A 17327-nucleotide genomic window follows, 5' to 3' on the forward strand; every position below is an offset into this window, starting at 1 on the left:
GCACGCACGACACGCTCACCTTCCCGGTGGGGAATTACATGAGCGGCACCCTGGGGAATTACGTGAGCGACAACCCCTCAGACCTGCGGAATTTCATGAGCGCTGACAGAGCAGCAGGACCTGGTCGACCAGTTACGCTCGCCGAAGCCGTTCTCGAACGAAGACTACTGCGCCGCCATTCGGCCCACCCTGCGGTTGACCTCCGAGACGGTGTGTACGGGGCACGGCGTGCGCACCCAGCCGGCCGCCAGACCGGGGTGGGCTCTGCAGGCGACGCCCTTCGACGCCCTTCTCGACGCAACGTCCAGGACCGCTGGCACGGCAGCGAAGGTGTAGCGACGCTCCTCGGACGGTTCGCCGCCAAGCACGGCACGCCGACTGCGTCGGCGCGATGAAGATGCTGGTGGCGCCGCGCGGATTATCAGGTGGCCGGTGGCCGCGAGAAACCGGCGTTCCCGACCTGGACACCGGAGAGTGGGGTGAACCTGGCACGGACGTGCCCAGCGAGCCTCGGTGGCGGCAGGTTCGTGGCGGGCCCACGCACGCGGCTCGGCCGGAGAGTCAGCTGGCTTTCAGATACCAGGCGGCGATCTGCACCCGGTTGGTCACTCCGAGCTTGTGGTTGATATTCCGGATGTGCTCCTCGACGGTGCGGTGGGAGATGCCCAGCTGCTCGGCGATCTCGCGGTTGCTCTTGCCTTTGGCGACCAGTGCGGCGAGTTCGAACTCCCGCCCGGACAGTCCCCCAGGCCGCTCCTGGCCCGGTACGGTCTTGCGCTGCGGTTGCAGTTGGAACGCCAGCTCCACTACCTCGGACCAGGACAGCTGGTCGCCGATGGCGACCTGGCTCTCGAATTCGTCGTCGCCGAGTTTGCGTCGGGCTTCGCCCTCTGATTGCTGCTGTCGGCGCAGGAGCGGAAGTAGGCCCAGCACCTTGGTGTGTGTTTGACGCAGTCCCATTTTCGCGCTGCCGAACAGTTGTGCTGCCAGCCCGTGGTTACCCAGCGATACCGCGATGTTCGCGATGGCCCACACGGACCAGGCACGTCCCCAGGTGTCGCCGATCTCCCGCTGGATCCGCAGCCCTTCCTGCGCGAGGTCACATGCCCGCTCAAGGTCGCCGAACTGCAATTCGGCTAGGGCGTTGCCCACAACGCCGACGAGATCGCCCACTGCGCGTCTGCGGCTTGCGCGGTCGCCAGCAGGCGGGCTGCCTGGCGGAACGCGGTGTCGCGATCGGTGAGGAAGACTGTGGCCAGCGTCAAGAACAGCTCGGCGATCCATGCCTCGCCGTACGCGTCGTGGGCACGGAACTCGTGCTTGGCCTGAGCGAGCATTGTCAAGGCGGCCCGCGCACTGGGGAGGTCCTGACCTGCGGGATGCACTTGACCCGATCGGGTTCACGTGGCTCACGAGCCACAACTTCCGAAAGACGGCGGCGACTCTTCTCGACGATGGTGGTCTGACCGTTCGGGAGATCGCCGACCAACTTGGGCACAAGCGAGTGAGCGAGACGCTGGACACCTACCTCGGCCGCGCACAGCCGAGTCCGAAGGTCGCGAAACTGCTCGACGTAATCGACCTATAGGATTCTCGTGAGCGCATATAACTAAGCAGATCTATCGTTCATAGTATTTTACCCGCACGCTAGCTTGCCATTTTAGGAACACTTCGTTAAGACTCTTCGTTTGCTCGGTCGTATCAGCACCGGTTGGCATGCGGTTTACAAATACATCTGTTACACCTGGATCAAACACTCCACCAGCTATTCCCGGTTCCCTAAAGATCAAAAGGGGGACTCCCAACCCAAATAGGATGCCTGCTTCAAGGTGGTTCCATGGTGTCGGGTAGCTAATAGTTCCAGTGTCTACCCTTTCATCCGGAGCATCTGGCTTAAAAGTACCGCCACTTGCCCTAAACTGCTCAAAACCGAGAATTACGCCGCCGGCACAATGCTTGGCAATAACGAAGACCTCCCGTAGCGGGAGTTCGGTAGGATAATCGGATCGCCCGAGTGCCCTGGGCGCGAGATGAAGCTTTTCAAGCTGCTTGAGGATTTTGCTTCGAGAGGATTCTTGCGCCGGACTCAACGAAGTTGGGCAGGAGACGAACACCGGTATGTCCATATGCACATCCTTCTGACGAGGCAGCATCACATGAACTAACGGAGGATGGTCTCATGCGTGGCTACGCTACGCAGCCTCGGGCGGCCAGTGCCTGACGCACTCGCATCCAGACTGTGACGCACACCACTTCGGCAAGCGAGAACGCTGCCACGGGATCCGCAAATTTTGTGTGGGTAAAGTGTGGGCCCGGACTCGAAAGTCCGGGCCCACGGTTGCCTCAACCATAGCAACGAGCGCGCCCGAAGGGATTCGAACCCCTAACCTTCTGATCCGTAGTCAGATGCTCTATCCGTTGAGCTACGGGCGCATGTTCAGTTGTGATGGGCGGAGGCTCCGGGATTTGAACCCGGGAGGGGTTGCCCCCAACCGCATTAGCAGTGCGGCGCCATAGACCAGACTAGGCGAAGCCTCCCCGGAGACCGCTCGCCGTTACCTTACACAGCGGGTCTCCGCGCGGCCAAACTGGGGGCCTAGCTCGGCAGGAACGCGGCCAGTGCACCCGGGTTGGCCAGCGCGTCCTTGCTCACCGCCCGCTCCGGGGGGACGCCGGCGAGGATCTTCTTCACGGGTACCTCGCACTTCTTGCCGTTCAGGGTTCTCGGTACCTCCTTGATCACCACGAACCTGTCCGGGACGTGGCGGGGGGACAGGGCCGACCGCAGCGCCGACCGGAGCTGGGGCTCGACCGCCTCCAGTGTCACCCCGTCCGCGAGAACCAGGTAGCACACCAGTTCGCCCTCGCGGTCGGATGACGTGTCGATCACCAGCGAGTCCGCCACCTCGTCGAACGCCTCCACCACTCGGTAGAACTCGCTTGTGCCCATTCTCACGCCGCCTCGGTTCAGCGTGGAGTCCGAGCGGCCGTAGATCACGGCCGAGCCCCTCCTCGTGATGCGGATCCAGTCGCCGTGGCGCCATGTTCCCGGGTAGGGCTCGAAGTACGACTCCCGCATCTTCTCGCCCGTCTCGTCGGCCCACAGGTACAGGGGCATCGACGGCATCGGCTTCGTGATGACCAGCTCGCCCACCTCGTCCACCAGGGGTTTTCCCTCCGGCGACCACGACTCGACCGCGGCGCCCAGTGTTCGGCAGGACAGCTCCCCCAGCCACACCGGCACGTCCGGGGCCGAGCCGACGAACGCCGTGCACAGGTCCGTGCCGCCCGATACCGAGCAGATCTGGACCGACGTCCCGAGTGCGTCCGCTATCCACTGGAAGCCCTCCGGGCTCAGCGGCGCGCCCGTCGACCCCAGCGCCTTCAGCGCCGTCAGGTCGTTGTCCTTCGCCGGGGTCAGGCCCTGCTTCAGGCACGACTGGATGTACGGGGCCGACGTGCCGAAGTAGGTCACCTTGTGACGGGCCGCCAGGCGCCACAGGGTGCCCAGGTCGGGATGCCCGGGACTCCCGTCGTACATCACCACCGTCGCGCCGACCAGTAGGGCGGAGACGAGGTAGTTCCACATCATCCAGCCCGTCGTCGTGAACCAGAAGAAGCGGTCGCCCGGGCCGAAGTCGGCGTGGAGGGCCAGCATCTTCAGGTGTTCCACGACTATGCCGCCCTGCCCCTGCACGATCCCCTTCGGCAGGCCCGTCGTACCCGACGAGTACAGGACCCACAGCGGGTGGTCGAACGGGACCGGGTCGAAGGCCAGCTCCGCACCCGGGCGCACGAAGTCGGACCACCGGACCGTGTCGGGCGCGACCGCCTCGGCGGACAGGTAGTCGATCAGCACCGTCGCGCGCAGGGTGGGGATCTGCTCCTGCAGCGCGGCGATCGTCGGCCGGACGTCGAACGCGCGGCCGTTGTAGACATAACCGTCCACCGCGAACAGGACCACCGGCTCGATCTGCGTGAAACGGTCGGCTGTCGCCTTGACACCGAAGTCCGGGGAGCACGACGACCACGTCGCCCCCAGGCTCGCGGCCGCCAGGAACGCCACCAGCGTGCGGGGCATGTTCGGCGCCAGCGCCACCACCCGGTCGCCCCGCCGCACCCCCAGCTCGACCAGTGCGGCCCGGACGGCCGCCACCTCGGACCGCAGCTCGCCGTACGTCAGCGTCGAGGACAGGCCGTCCTCCCGCTCGAAGATGACCGCCTGGGCGTCGTCAGCGCCCACCGACAGCGCGTGTTCGGCGTAGTTGAGGGTCGCGCCGGGGAACCAGACCGCACCGGGCATCTCCGCCGAGCCGAGGACCCGGTCGTAACCCGTGTGGAAGCGGACGCCCATGAACTCCGTCAGCGCCCCCCAGAACGCCTCCAGGTCGCTCGTCGACCACTCCCACAGCGCCTGGTAGTCGCCCACCTCGACGCCCCGCTCCGCGGCGAGCCACCTGCGGAACTCCGCCATCCTGCTCTGCTCGACCCTGGCGGGGTCCGGGCGCCACAACGGTGTGTCGGTCATACCCCTGTTCCTATCCCATATCGCGGCCAGCAGCCATGGTGGCCGCGCACACACCGACCCACATGTCACCGACAGCCGCGGCGGTATCACAATGCGGGCATGACTGAGTCGTTCGCCAGTTACCTGTCCAGGCTGGACGAGGCTGCGCTGACCGGTTTGCTCACGGTGCGTCCCGACGTGCGCATCGAGCCGGCGCCGCACGGGTTCGCGCAGCTCGCGCAGCGGCTTTCCGGGCCGGACTCGCTCGGCGCCGCCATTCGTGGGCTGCACCGGGACGCGTTGGCCGTCGGGCAGGCGATCGCGTTCCTCGGCGAGGCGGCGACCGTGCCGACGGTGGCGCGGCTGCTCGACTCGCCGGAGCGGGCCGTGCGGGACGAGGTCGCGCACCTGTGCGGCGTCGGGCTCGCGTGGACCGAGTCGGACACGCTTCGCCTGCCCGAGCTGCTCCTCGAGCACTGGACCGCCGAGCTGGGCGGTGGCCGGCCGGTCGCGAAGATGGCGACGACCGTGCTGGTCGACGAGCTCAGGCAGGCCGCGTCGGCGCTGGGCGTCGCGGTCGACGGGTTGCGCAAGCCCGACCTGGTCGCAGGGCTGGCCGAGGCGATGGCCGACCCGCGACGGATCGCCAAGGTCATCGGCGACCTGCCCGCGCCGGCCCGCGTGCGCCTGGAGGAGCTGCGCCTCGGCAGGTTCGGGATCATGTTCGGCTTCGTGGACCGGCGGACGACCAACCCGGACGAGGTGCTCGCCAGGGCCGGGCTGCTGTTGCGGCCCAACCGGCAGCCTGAGGTGCCGCGTGAGGTGGCGGTCGCGGCGTGGCTGGCCCAGAACCCGACCGGGCTGACCGGGCCGCCGGAGATCGCCACCGCCGGCACGACGGCCGAGGCGGTGCGTCCGACCGCCCAGGCCGCGGCGCGGGAGGCGGTCCGCGGGACGGCCACGCTGCTCGACGAGGCCGGCCGGACCCCCATCGCCGCGTTGAAGAAAGGCGGCGTCGGCGCGCGGGAGCGGAGCAGGCTCGCCAAACGGCTGTCCACCGGCGACGACCTCCTGACGTTGTGGATCGACGTCTCCTATGCGGCCGGTCTGCTGGGCGAGGTCGAGGGCGGCTACGCGCCGACCGACGCCTACCCGGCGTGGCGTGCGGCGGAACCTGGCCGGCAGTGGGCGGTCCTGGCCAGGGCATGGCACGAACTGGAGCACGCCCCGCTGATGCGGGAGATCGACGACGACAAGGAGCTGCCGCCACCGCTCCCGCTGATGTCGATGGCCGGCGAGATGCGGCGGGCGACGCTGCGGGCGGCCCACGACGGGCTGTCGGTGCGGGGTGCCGGCGCGGAGATCGACTGGTTCTTCCCGTTGCACGGCTACGAACGGCAGGCGAGGGACGAGAAGACCGTCGCCGCCGTGCGGGAGGCGGAGCTGCTGGGTGTCGTCGCCGGCGACCGGGTGACCGAGCTGGGTGCGCACCTGCTGGCCTGCGACGATGCCGACGACCTGGCGCGACGGTGTGCGGTGTTGCTGCCCGAGGCCGACTGCGCCGTGATCCTGCAGTCCGATCTCACGGCCGTGGTGTCCGGGCAGCCGAGTGCCGCGGTGGCACGGCTGCTGGCGGCCACGGCGGTCACCGAGACCCGCGGCCAGGCCACGATCTGGCGGTTCAGCCCGGCCAGCATCCGGGCCGCGCTCGACGCGGGCTGGACCGCGCCGGAACTGCTGGACGAGCTGGACGCCCTGACCGACCGGCCCGTGCCGCAGCCACTCGACTACCTGATCAACGACGCCGCCCGCAAGCACGGCCACGTGCGGGTGCGGCGGACGCGGTCGTGCGTCGTCGCGGAGGAGGCACTGGCCACCGAGATCCTCAACACCCGGTCGCTGGCCAAGCTCAAGCTCGCCCGCGTCGCACCGACGGTGCTGACCAGCCCGGCCGAGCCCGACCGGGTGCTGGAACTGCTGCGGGCGGCCGGACTGTCGCCGACGGCCGAGGACGAGGCCGGGACGGTCGTCGTCGAGAACCGGCACGAACACCGGGCGGAGAGCGAGCCCGCCGTCGAGACGCGGCCGAGGCCCCGGCTCACCCCGGCGGAACTGGTCGCGCGGCTCGTCGCGGACCCGGGCGGTGCGCGGGCCGTCGGCGGCGCCACCTTCGACCGGCTCGCCCGCCTGAACCCCATGCTGGACGACGCGGAGCTGACACTGCTGAGCCACGCGGTGGACAACCGGGACGACGTGGTGATCGGCTATCGCGACAACAACGGCAGCCACAGCGTCCGCCGGATCCGGCCCGGCCGGTTCTACGACCGGTGGCTGACCGCCTTCTGCCACCTGCGCGGCGCCGACCGCGAGTTCACCGTCGCCAACATCGAGGCGGTCGCGCCCGCGCCGTGACCCGGGTCACCTCGCAGGCGCCGCGCCCAGGGCGCGGTTGTCGCCCACCTGTGCGGGCTCGTTCTCGGCGTCCTCCCTCGGCGCCGTCAGCAGCGCGACGATCGGGACCGCGAGTGCCGCCGCGGACAGGATGAACACCGGGAACAGGAAGCTGAACACCTCCACCCCGGCCGGGTCGGGAGCCTCCGCGTTCAGGGTGACGTTCACCGCGGCCATGCCCGTGTAGTGCATGCCCGTCGACGCGACGCCCATGACCAGCCCGGCCATCAACCGCTGCGACAGGCCCTCCGCGGACACCGTGAACCACAGGGCGGCCGTCGCGGCGCCGATGCCGATGAGGACCGACAGGACGACCAGGAACGGGTTGTAGTCGATGGTGCCCTTGATGTTCACCGCCCACATGCCCGTGTAGTGCATGACGTTCACGGCCAGACCGGTGATCGTGCCGGCCACCAGCAGCCGCCACAGCGCGGAGCGCTTCTGCACACCGAACAGCAGCAGCCCGACGAACACCGCGGCGATCGCGAGCACGGCCGACAGCAGCGTGCGCGCGATGTCGTAGCGGATGGGCTGTCCCGGCGTCGCGAAGCCGAGCAGGCCGATGAAGTGCATCAGCCAGATGCCGACGCCGCCGAGCGAGACCGCGGCGAGCGTGAGCCAGCCGATGCGGGCACTGCCCGTCGCGGTGCGGGCCTGGTTCGCGCACGCGAGGCCGATCGTCGAACCGGCCACCGACACGAAGTAGGCCAGGAACAGCAGCCAGATGCCCATCTCGAATTGATGAACCATTACGCCTCATTGGGTTGTGACAGCAGGGTTTCAGCCCGCGCGTGCGTCCAGCGCGGACAGTGAGTACTCGCTCGCGGAGATCAGCACCTGCTTGGTGGACTCGGTCGAGCGGGCGTCGCAGGGGATGATCCGGATGTCGTCGCCGAGCACGAGCGCCTCGCGGACCTGGTCCGGGGTGAACCGCCGCGCGCCGTCGAACTCGTTGATGGCAACGAGGAACGGGATGCCGCGGGACTCGAAGTAGTCGACCGCGGAGAAGCCGTCGGCCAGGCGTTCCGGGTCGACCAGCACGATCGCGGCGATGGCGCCCTGGACGATGTCGTCCCACATGAACCAGAACCGGTGCTGGCCTGGCGTGCCGAACACGTACAGCACGAGATCCTCGGCGAGGGTGAGCCGGCCGAAGTCCATGGCCACCGTGGTCGCGAGCTTGTCGGGGATCCGTGCCAGCTCGTCGATCCCCACGCTGGCGCTGGTCATGAGTGCCTCGGTGCGCAGCGGCGTGATCTCGGACATCGAGCCGACGAACGTCGTCTTGCCCACGCCGAACCCGCCGGCGATCACGATCTTCGCGGAGGTGATCCGCTTGCGCCTACCTGGTTGCCCGTAGTCCACTGAGGACCCTCTCGATCAGCTCGCGCCGTTCCGCGTCGTCCGCGTCGTGGGCGAGAGTCGCCTCGACGTTCACCAGTCCCTCGGCGACGAGGTCCGCGACGAGCACCTTTGCTACGCCGAGTGGAACCGCGAGGTAGGCGCCGATCTCGGCGACGGACCTCGGCTGGAAGCACAGCTGGGTGACCGTCCACAGCGCGCTGGTCAGCCGGGGGGTCATGTCCCGGCCGGACCGCGTCGTCACCACCCGAGCCTCGATCGCGACGTCGACGGTCGGTTCCGTGCGGCCGTCGGTCCACGAGTACGGGCGGGCCAACGCCGGCGGCGGCGCCCCGTTGTCATGGACGTCACTCACGTGTGCCTACCCTCAACCCTGCTCTGCGGCTTCGCCTCCGCGGACGGGGGTGTCGACCATGCGGCCCACGCGGTCGACGAGCAGTGTCATCTCGTAACCGACCAGTCCGATGTCGCAGCCCGCCGCGGCGATCACGGCGAGGTGCGAGCCGTCGCCGACGCTCATCAGCAGCAGGAAGCCGTGTTCCATCTCGATCACCGACTGGACGACCCGGCCCGCCGTGAACAGCTCGGCGGCGCCGACCGTGAGGCTCGTGAGCCCGGCGGTCAGCGCGGACATCTGGTCAGCGCGGTCACGCGGCAGCGCGTCGCTGGCAGCCACCAGCAACCCGTCCGCCGACACCAACACCGCATGCGCCACCCCTGGAACTTCCTTGGTGAACGCGGAAACCAACCAGCCCAACGACGGTTCGGTCGCCGTCGTGCCTTCAGTCATCAGTCAGTCACTCCCTTTGCCATTCCCGCCCGGTTCTGGCTCCTCCCGCGCGCGACGCGCGGCGAGTACGCCGTCGTAGTGTCGCGAAAGGTTGTTCCGGATCGACTCCGGATCCCGGAAACCGGTATCGGGGGTGCTGGCGTGCGACCGCTCGGTCGGCACCGCTCGTGCGCCGGGAGTGCGGACCGGCAGGCCGGCCGACGTGGTCGCGGCCTGACGCGCGGGCGTCTGCTCGGCCGCGGGACGCGCGGTCGGCGACAGCCACTTGTTGTGCGGCGCGCGGTTGCCCTCGCCGTTGCCCCCGTTGCCGTTCCCGGTCTTCCCGGTGTCCGGGTAGGTCTCCTCGACGAACCAGCTCGAGGTGGCCGGCTGCGCCGCGGCGAACTCCTCGAAGCGGTGGTCGGTTCCGTGGTCGAGGTGCGCGGTCGGCCAGATGGGCGTTGGTTCGAGCTTCGCGGTCGCGGCCACGAGCTCACGCCGGGTGGCCACGGCGGTGACCATGTTCTCCGGGGTCGTCCCCGCGATCACCAGCGCGCCGGGCAGGTGGATGCTGGCCGTGATGCCGGCCCGCGACGCCCGCTCGAACGTGGGCCGCAGCCGGACGGTGACACCGTGCCGGGCGGCGAGGCGGGAGACCACGAACAGACCCATGCGGCGGGTGGTCTCGGGGCCGACGTAGTCGGTCGCGGCGAGGCGGTGGTTGGCGGCCTCGATGTCGTCGGACGCCATGCCGAGGCCCGCGTCGACCACCTCGAACAGCAGGCCGCCGTCGGCGCCGCGGTCGGCGGACAGGACCACCTTCTGGTCCGGCGGCGAGTAGCGGGTCGCGTTCTCCAGCAGCTCGGACAGGATGTGCACGACGTCCGCGGCGGCGACCGCGCGGACCGAGCCGCTCGGCGCGTGCGCGAGGGTGATCCGGCGGTAGTCGTCGATCTCGGACGTGGCGGCACGCAGCAGCTCGACGACCGTGACCGGCGCGCTGTCCCGGCGGGCGGGCGAGCCGCCGGCGAGGACCTGGAGGTTCTCGCCGTTGCGGCGCAGGCGGGTCGCGAGGTGGTCGAGGCGGAACAGGCCGGAGAGCCGGCGCGGGTCCTGCTCGTCGGACTCCAGGCCCTCGATGACCTCCAGCTGCGACTCGACGAGCGTCTGGCTGCGGCGGGACAGTGTCATGAACATCTCGCTGACCTGGCGGCGCAGCTCGGCCTGCTCGGCGGCGAGGCGGATGGCCTGCTCGTGCATGTCGTCGAACGCGCGGGCCAGCTGGCCGATCTCCTCGGTGGTCCGCACCGGCACCGACTGCCTGGTGCTCCAGGAGATCTGCTCACCGGCGCGCACGCGCTCGACCGCCCTCGGCAGCTGCTCGCGCGCGGCGGTCAGTGCGGCCTGGCGGAGGCGGCGGACGGGGTCGAGCAGCGAGCGGGACACGACCAGCGCGACCGCGAGGGCGATCAGCAGGGCGGCGATGACGATCGCGGTGTCACGCAGCGCGGCCGAGCGGGCGTCGTTGGTGCGGTTGGTGACCGTGTCGCCGAGGAAGTTGACCAGGTCGGTGGACAGGTCGCGGACGCGGGAGGCCTCGGTCTGGATGTTCGGCAGCAGGCTGCGCAGGTCGACCGCGTCCGGCGTGACGACCGCGTCCTGCAGGGTGGCCCGGCGGGTCGGCGCGGTCTCGGTCGCCGCGGAGAAGTCGGTCTGCTGGAACTCGGGCAGCGCGATCTGCAGCTGCTCGCCGAGCACCCGTTCCTCCGCGGCGGACTGCTGCGCGGCGGAGGCGATGCGTTGCGGCGTCTGCGGCGGCTGGCCGGCGAACCGGATCAGCGCCTCCTCGGCGGCGAGTGCCGACCGGAGCAGCACCAGCGCGCGGACCGAGTTGGACAGCTCGTCGAGGTCGTCGCTCTGTGCGACGCCGACCACGCCGGGCACGAGCTCGGTGAGGCCGTTGACGACCTCCTGGTACGCGGCGAGGTCCGTGACCGGGTCACCGACGTCGTTGCTGGTCTGCACGCGGACCGCGGCGAGGCGACCGAGCGAGTCGGACAGTGTGCGGTCGACCTCCGGGGGCAGCTGCGCGAAGTCCACCGCGTTGCGCACCTTGATGACCTGCTGGTCCACGGCGGCGCGCTGGGCACGCAGCCGCGGGCGCTGTGCCGGGTCGTTGATCACCGCGGTGATCATCTCGTCGACCACGAGGTCGGCGAGCTTCAGCGACTCGCCGAGCACGACCATCTGGTCGCGGATCGTGCTCAGCCGGTTGGCCTCGTCCAGTCGCCCCTCGACACGGATGGCACCGAGCACGAGCGCGATGACGGCCGGTAGCAGCAGCACCGCCGCGACCTTCGTGCGCAGGTTCCAGTTGTCGATGCGCCATCTGGTGGAAACCCGCTTCGTTGGCTCCGGGGCCCCACTGCCCATCTGACATTCCGCCTAACTCGAGCTGCGCTGTACGCGCACAAGATGATCGCCCTTGCACCGGCGTCACGAGTTGCTTGCTGCTGTCCCGACCTGGGCGCCGGATCAGGAGACAATCGGAACCAAGCTTGCCTGTCAAGACGTGAGCCGGAAGTCTGCCAGTGCTGTCCGAAAAAAACGGTTAGTCAAGCTGTCAGGCTGCTCCATTAGTGTGATGATCAGCGCTGGATCTGCAAGTTGCATACGGCGACTGCCTTTGTGGATTCCTTGTACCGCAAGGGAAAACGCGTGTTTTTAGTCGACCGTCAAGTCCGATCCAACTCGGACGCCGGGTGATCGTCAGCCGCCGAGGCGGACCGGGAGGGCGGTGAGACGCCAGGTGCCCGGGTCCGGGGCGCGAAGTTCCACCGGGTCGGCGGCGAGCGTCAGCCCACGGGCGAGCAGGGCGGACAGGGCCACCTCGGTCTGCACCCGGGCGTGCGCGGCGCCGAGGCAGAAGTGAGGGCCATGACCGAACCCCAGGTGGGTCGCCGCGCCGCGGGTCATGTCGAAGTCGTCGGGGTCGGGGAACGCCCGTGGGTCACGGTTGGCGGCCGCTATCGCGACGGTGACCGGCTCGCCGGCCTTCACCGCCGTGCCGAACAGGTCGACGTCCTCGGTCGCGTGGCGCGGGACGGTCAGCAGCTGGGGGCCGCACCAGCGCATCAGCTCGTCGACCGCGCCCGGCAGGAGGGACGGGTCGGCGCGCAGTGCGGCCAGCGCGTCCGGGCGGGCCCACAGCTCGGCCACCGCGTTCGCGATCAGGTTCGCCGGGGTCTGGCCGGCCAGGACCAGGTGCCAGACGAGGGTGACGAGCTCCGTGTCGGTCAGGCGGTCCTCCGCGGCCACCAGATCCGCCAGGAGGCCCGTTCGGGGGCGGGCGGCGACGATGGACCTCGCGGACTCGACGATGCCCGGTATCGCCCCGCCGAGGCGCGGAGCGTCGAAGTCGGCGACGATCGCGCCCCACTCCACCCAGGCCGGCCGTTCCCCGGCCGGGATGCCCACCAGCTCGCAGATCACGTGCATCGGGAGCGGCTTCGCGAAGTCGCGCAGCAGGTCGGGCGCCGGCGGCAGCTCGGCGAGGAGCTTCGCCACCACCGGCTCGACGTCCGCGCGGAAGTCCTGGGCGCGCCGGGCGGTGAACGCGGGCGCGGCAAGGCGGCGTAGGCGCAGGTGGTCGGGGCCGTCCAGCTCGGACATCGTCCGCAGGTACTCGTCGTAGCCCGCCGGGACGCCCGGGATGCCGACGAAGCTGCTCGACGTGATCGCGAACCGGGGGTCGGTCAGCATGGCCCGCGCGTCGCCGTGCCCGGTCAGCGCCCACATCGGCATGCCGGGGACCTTCAGGCGCACGACCCGTGCCGCCTCACGGGCATGCCGGTAGGCGGTGAACGGGTCGCGGATCACCGCGGGGTCGGTCAGCTCGACCTCGTACATGTCAGCTCCAGATTTTGTTGTCATATGACGTCATCATCTGGAATTGGCCCAGGCGCTGTCAACCGGCGGGGTGCACGAAAACGCAACTCGGTGTGTCCCGACGCGGGACTCGGGGTGTTTGAACGCGGGACTCGCGGGGTTAGCTGGGGGCGCCGGTCAGGCGGGCCTCGGACATCGCGTGTTGGAGGAGGGTGATCAGGACCTGCTTGGTGGACTCGCGGTCGCGGGCGTCGCACAGCAGGATCGGGGTGCTGTCGTCCAGGTCGAGGGCGCCCCGGACCTCCTCGGTGCCGTAGCGGTACGCGCTGTCGAAGCAGTTGACCGCCACCACGAACGGCAGTCCGCGCCGTTCGAAGAAGTCCACCGCGCCGAAGCAGCTGTCCAGGCGACGGGTGTCGGCCAGCACGACCGCGCCGATGGCGCCCCTGGCCAGCTCGTCCCACATGAACCAGAAGCGGTTCTGGCCGGGCGTGCCGAACAGGTACAGGATCAGCTGCGGGTTGATCGTGATGCGGCCGAAGTCCAGCGCGACCGTCGTCGTGGTCTTCTGCTCGACGCCGGACAGGTCGTCGACGCCCTCCGACGCCTCGGTGATGAGCTCCTCGGTGCGCAGCGGCGGGATCTCGCTCACCGAACCGACCATGGTGGTCTTGCCGACGCCGAAGCCGCCGGCGATCACGAGCTTGGTCGCCCTGGCTTGCGGGTCAGAGCTTGCGTATGCCATCGAGAACCGCCTGTAGAACATGTTGGCTTGGCCGCTCGTTCGCCGGCGCGACCGGTGAGCGGAAAATAATAAGGCGCTGGTTGATGAGGTCGCTCAGCAGGACCTTGACCACCTGCAGTGGCAGGTCGACCTTGGCGGCTATCTCGACCACCGAGGTCGGGAACTGGCAGGCGGACATGATCCGTTCGTACTCCGGCTCGATGTCGACTTCCGTGGCCGGGTGCATCGCGACGACGAGGGTGATCAGGTCGAGACCGAGGGTGTCCGACCGCGTGCGACCACCCGTCATGGCGTACGGCCGAACCAGCGAGCCGTCGGCCTCGTCGATCCAATCCTCGTCCTTGGCTGTCATGGCACTGGTCGATCCAGGAACTCTCGCGGCTTGGCGGTGAGGACCGCGCCGACGCGCTTGACCATCATGTTCATCTCGTACGCGATCATGCCCACGTCCGCCTGCTCGTCGGCCAGCAGCGCGAGGCACGCGCCGTGCCCGGCCGCCGTCACGAACAGGAACGCGTGGTCCATCTCGACCAGCGTCTGCCGGACGTGCCCGCCGCCGAAGTGGCGGCCGGTGCCCCTGGCGAGGCTCTGGAACGCGGACGCGACCGCCGACAGGTGTTCCGCGTCACCGGTGGACAGGTTGCTCGACCGGCCGATCAGGAGGCCGTCCGCAGAGAGCACCACGGCACGGTCGACGCCGGCGACTCGCTTGACCAGCTCGTCAAGCAGCCAGTCCAGCTCATTCACTGCGGTGTTGGCCATTGCCTGGGCTCCTCCCGTTCAACGTCTCCTCGGCGCCCTGCGCGTGCCGGCCCCGCCGGCTACCCGCCTGGAAGGCGGCCAGCCTGCTCCGGGCCTGCTCCGGGGAGTCCTCGCGGCCGAGCTCCGAGTTGCCCTGTGACGTGGGCCACGACGGAGCGGGCTCCTCCCGCAGCTGCGGTGCCAGGTTCTGCTGGCGCCGGCGCTGGGGAAGCGGCGGCCTGCCCGCCATCTGCGGCGCGAACTGCTGCGCCTGCTGCTGTGCCGACTGCTGTGCCGCCTGGGGCTGTGCAGCCTGGGGCTGCGCCGCGTCCGGCTGTGCCGGTGGCAGCTGGCGGGTGTCCGAGTCCAGCGGGGCCGGCTCGGCGAGCTCCTCGGCGACGGGTTCCGGCATGGGCGCGGGCGCCCGAGGCGGCTCGGGTGTGGCCGTCCTGGGTGGCTCGGGCGGCTGTTCCGGCGGCGGGCTCTGCGGCCGGCGCGTCGGCAGGCTCGGCTTGAGGTCGCCGTCGGCGGGCAGCTGCGGCCGGAACAGGTCCTCGCCCGGCCGCGACTCCACCATCGGCAGCGGCGGCAGGCCGGGCAGGTTCACCGCGCCGGGGATCGACAGCCTGATCGACGTGCCGGGCGCCGGTCCCGACACCGAGGTGACGGCCGGGAGGTTGTTGTCGGTCCGCTCGGACGGGGTCTCCGGCGGCGCCTTCCGCTCCGGCTTGATGCCCTCGTCGGCCGAGGTGGGAGCCTCGGTGTCCGGGCCGAGCAGCTCGTTGCGGACCAGCACGATCGCCCTGGTGCCGCCGTACGCGGAGTCCCGCAGCGAGACGCCGATGCCGTGGCGTGCCGCGAGGCGGGCGACCACGAACAGCCCGAGCCGCGGCTCGGCGGACAGCGCCATGATGCCGAAGTCCGGTGGGTTGGCGAGCATGCTGTTGAGATCGCCGATGCGGTCCGCTTCGATACCGAGTCCCTGGTCCTCGATTTCGAGAACGACTCCACGGCCGACGATGTTGCCCCGCACCTCGACCCGCGAACCGGGCGGGGAGAAGGTGGTGGCGTTGTCGATCAGCTCGGCGAGCAGGTGCACGAGGTCGCCGACGACCGGGCCGATGACCTTGCGCGCCGGCAGCTTGGACGTCTTGACCCGCGCGAAGTCCTCGGTCTCGGCGGCCGCGCCGCGGACGACCTCGGTGAGGCTGACCGGGTTGCGCCAGCGCCTACCCGGCTGACCGCCACCGAGAATGATCAGGTTCTCCGCGTTGCGCCGCTGGCGGGTGGTCAGGTGGTCCAGCTGGAACAGCACCTCGAGCTGCTCCGGGTCCTCCTGCTTGCGCTCGGCCTCGTCCAGCGTCTTGAGCTGGCGTTGCACGATCCCCTGGCTGCGGCGGGCGATGTTGAGGAACACCTTGTTGGTGCCCTCGCGGGTCTTGGCCTCCTGGACGGCCGCCGCGACCGCGGTCTGCTGCGCCTTGTTGAACGCGTCCGCGACCTCGCCGATCTCGTCGGAGCCGTACTCACGCAGCATGACCTCGCTGGCCTGGACGTCCGCGCCGGTCCGGACCCGCTCGACCAGTCCGGGCAGATGGGTCTCGGCCAGCTCGAGGGTCTCGGTCCGCAGGCGGATGAGGCGTTCGATGAGCCGGCGCGACAGCCGCAGCGCGAGGATGAAGACCGCGCTCACCAGCAGGAGCACCAGCACGGCCGCGATGATCGACTCGGTGAGCGTGCCGTTGACCTTCGACAGCGCCAGCGCGTTGGTGGCGTCGTTCTGGCTCTGGAGCATGACCGTCAGCGCCTTGGCGACGTCACCGGCCGCACCACGCCAGAGGTCCTCGCTGATCGGGATGTTGTTGCTGCCGCCGACCAGCGTGTCCTCGACCGACATCAGCCGCAGCCAGGCCGAGCTGCCGGTGAGCGTGCGGTACTGCGCCTGCACGGCCGGCTCGGTGAGCGGGATGGTCTCCTCGAGCTCCAGGTGGTAGGAGCCGACCTGGCCCTGGTAGGTGCTGAAGTCCACCCGGGTGAGGCCGCCGCCCACCAGCTCCGCTGCGGCGAGGGCGTCGGAGCGCTGCATGAGGTCCGCGCCCTGCAGCAGCGGCGCGACGATCATCTGCCGGTACGCGATCTCGGCGTCCGGCGCGAACTGCGCGAGGCCCTTCGCGCCGGCGACGAACTGGTCGACGATGTCGTTGTAGAGGTCGAACGCCTCGTTGATGGGCACCTGGCCGCCGTCGACGCGGGCCCGCATGGTGGGCAGCTCGCCCATCAACCTCTTGAACTGGCTGATGGACTTGTCCACGTTGTCCGGCGCCACCGAGGCCAGCTCGTCGAGGCCCTCGATGGCCTGGCCGGCGACCGAGTCGGTACCGGCACGCTGCTTGATGAGGTCGGACTGGAAGGTGCCGTAGCTGGCCAGGCGGCGCAGCGTCAGGCGGCGCTCCTCCTGGAGCGAGACGATCAGCGGGAGCACCCGATCCTGCGCGGAGCTCGCGATCTGGTAATAATTCTTGGTCTTCGCCGCGTCGAAGATCAGATATCCCGCACCGAGCGCCCCGGCGAGCAAGAATACGATGCTCGGCACGAGTGCGAGGGTGAGCACACGGGTACGAATTGACAGAGCCCGGCGCCGCCGGATGGACGTATTCTTCACCGCGGTCCGCTTTCCTTCCGGCGTTCCCACTGGTTGTCGTTAGGGCACCGCTACTTGCCGTCCCGGACCCGAGCGGGAACGGTAAACACCGTCGGACGGCGAGTCAAATATTGTCACGGTGGTTGTTACCGGTATGCAGTACACATCGAGAAAACTGGTAACCGGCCAGACCAGCGGGCGGTGCATAACGACCCGAAACACT

The 17327-nt window shown here is 69.5% G+C and carries 15 protein-coding genes and 2 tRNA genes; 1 reads left to right on the plus strand and 16 read right to left on the minus strand.

Annotated features, from left to right (window positions below; genetic code table 11):
• Positions 1–561: 561 nt before the first annotated feature.
• The 6 genes from VET29_RS27960 to VET29_RS27985 form a co-directional block, all read right to left on the minus strand.
• Positions 562–1173 (minus strand): helix-turn-helix transcriptional regulator, encoded by a 612-nt coding sequence (locus tag VET29_RS27960; RefSeq protein WP_324925783.1) that lies wholly within the window; start codon positions 1171–1173, stop codon positions 562–564.
• Positions 1137–1343, minus strand: a complete 207-nt coding sequence (locus VET29_RS27965; RefSeq protein WP_324925785.1) for a hypothetical protein — start codon at positions 1341–1343, stop codon at positions 1137–1139. Before VET29_RS27965 ends, VET29_RS27960 begins: the two co-directional genes overlap by 37 nt.
• A 276-nt stretch (positions 1344–1619) precedes the next feature.
• On the minus strand, positions 1620–2126 hold the full coding sequence (locus VET29_RS27970) for a hypothetical protein (RefSeq protein WP_324925787.1): 507 nt from the start codon (positions 2124–2126) through the stop codon (positions 1620–1622).
• Positions 2127–2360: 234 nt separating this feature from the next.
• Positions 2361–2433 (minus strand) — tRNA-Arg (locus tag VET29_RS27975).
• An 18-nt stretch (positions 2434–2451) separates the two neighbouring features.
• Positions 2452–2538: transfer RNA gene (locus VET29_RS27980), tRNA-Ser, on the minus strand.
• Between the two features lie 58 nt (positions 2539–2596).
• A complete protein-coding gene (locus VET29_RS27985) occupies positions 2597–4528 on the minus strand; it encodes an acetoacetate--CoA ligase (RefSeq protein WP_324925789.1) in 1932 nt (643 codons plus the stop codon).
• A gap of 99 nt (positions 4529–4627) precedes the next feature.
• Between VET29_RS27985 and VET29_RS27990 the strand changes: the two genes are divergently transcribed.
• Positions 4628–6919, plus strand: a complete 2292-nt coding sequence (locus VET29_RS27990) for a helicase-associated domain-containing protein (protein WP_324925791.1) — start codon at positions 4628–4630, stop codon at positions 6917–6919.
• Between the two features lie 6 nt (positions 6920–6925).
• Here VET29_RS27990 and VET29_RS27995 read toward each other — a convergent pair whose 3' ends face one another.
• The 10 genes from VET29_RS27995 to VET29_RS28040 all read right to left on the minus strand — a co-directional run bounded on the left by VET29_RS27995 (position 6926) and on the right by VET29_RS28040 (position 17056).
• The gene (locus VET29_RS27995; protein WP_324925793.1) at positions 6926–7708 is read right to left on the minus strand and encodes an MHYT domain-containing protein; all 783 of its coding nucleotides are present in this window, start codon (positions 7706–7708) and stop codon (positions 6926–6928) included.
• A 30-nt stretch (positions 7709–7738) separates the two neighbouring features.
• Positions 7739–8323, minus strand: a complete 585-nt coding sequence (locus tag VET29_RS28000; RefSeq protein WP_324925795.1) for a GTP-binding protein — start codon at positions 8321–8323, stop codon at positions 7739–7741.
• A complete protein-coding gene (locus VET29_RS28005) occupies positions 8301–8675 on the minus strand; it encodes a DUF742 domain-containing protein (protein WP_324925797.1) in 375 nt (124 codons plus the stop codon). The genes VET29_RS28000 and VET29_RS28005 overlap by 23 nt, the downstream gene beginning before the upstream one ends.
• Before the next feature lie 12 nt (positions 8676–8687).
• On the minus strand, positions 8688–9110 hold the full coding sequence (locus VET29_RS28010; protein WP_324925799.1) for a roadblock/LC7 domain-containing protein: 423 nt from the start codon (positions 9108–9110) through the stop codon (positions 8688–8690).
• Between the two features lie 3 nt (positions 9111–9113).
• Positions 9114–11522, minus strand: a complete 2409-nt coding sequence (locus VET29_RS28015) for an ATP-binding protein (RefSeq protein ID WP_324925801.1) — start codon at positions 11520–11522, stop codon at positions 9114–9116.
• A gap of 336 nt (positions 11523–11858) precedes the next feature.
• Positions 11859–12998, minus strand: coding sequence for a cytochrome P450 (locus tag VET29_RS28020; RefSeq protein WP_324925803.1), 1140 nt, complete (start codon positions 12996–12998; stop codon positions 11859–11861).
• A 139-nt stretch (positions 12999–13137) separates the two neighbouring features.
• Positions 13138–13722 (minus strand): ATP/GTP-binding protein, encoded by a 585-nt coding sequence (locus VET29_RS28025; protein ID WP_324925805.1) that lies wholly within the window; start codon positions 13720–13722, stop codon positions 13138–13140.
• Entirely contained in the window at positions 13703–14074 is a 372-nt protein-coding gene (locus tag VET29_RS28030; RefSeq protein WP_324925807.1) for a DUF742 domain-containing protein, read from the minus strand. The genes VET29_RS28025 and VET29_RS28030 overlap by 20 nt, the downstream gene beginning before the upstream one ends.
• The gene (locus VET29_RS28035; RefSeq protein WP_324925809.1) at positions 14071–14484 is read right to left on the minus strand and encodes a roadblock/LC7 domain-containing protein; all 414 of its coding nucleotides are present in this window, start codon (positions 14482–14484) and stop codon (positions 14071–14073) included. Before VET29_RS28035 ends, VET29_RS28030 begins: the two co-directional genes overlap by 4 nt.
• On the minus strand, positions 14462–17056 hold the full coding sequence (locus VET29_RS28040) for a nitrate- and nitrite sensing domain-containing protein (RefSeq protein WP_324925812.1): 2595 nt from the start codon (positions 17054–17056) through the stop codon (positions 14462–14464). Before VET29_RS28040 ends, VET29_RS28035 begins: the two co-directional genes overlap by 23 nt.
• Positions 17057–17327 lie beyond the last annotated feature (271 nt).

Origin of the sequence: Actinophytocola sp., from assembly GCF_035634895.1 — a bacterium.
Lineage (GTDB): Bacteria > Actinomycetota > Actinomycetes > Mycobacteriales > Pseudonocardiaceae > Actinophytocola.